Source organism: Leifsonia sp. SIMBA_070, from assembly GCF_046534635.1.
Classification (GTDB): domain Bacteria; phylum Actinomycetota; class Actinomycetes; order Actinomycetales; family Microbacteriaceae; genus Leifsonia.
Genome location: NZ_JAWRYK010001013.1, coordinates 1 through 232, shown reverse-complemented (window position 1 = coordinate 232; position 232 = coordinate 1). Strand labels below are relative to the sequence as shown.

Annotated in this window: 1 protein-coding gene; it reads right to left on the bottom strand. The window is 61.6% G+C overall.

What is annotated here, in order from left to right; translation table 11 throughout:
* Positions 1–76: 76 nt before the first annotated feature.
* Positions 77–232, bottom strand: a 156-nt coding sequence (locus SB754_RS23205; protein ID WP_410784590.1) for a DUF6112 family protein, incomplete at its 5' end; no start/stop codon positions are given.

Genomic DNA, 232 nt, shown 5'->3' with positions numbered 1-232 from the left:
ACGGAGTCACACACGTTCGAGATGACGGGAATGTCGCACAGCGCCATGACGCGTCTCCTTCTCCTGGTCGCCGGACTCAGACCTGCTGGCCGACGTCCCAGAAGAAGTTGATGAGAGTCACGCTCGCACCGCAGATCACGGCCGCTCCGCATGAGACGAGAACGCCGATCTTGCCGCGCCCGGAAAGATGAGGGTTCGAAGAGTTCGAGCCGAAGCCCCAGATGATCGCCGA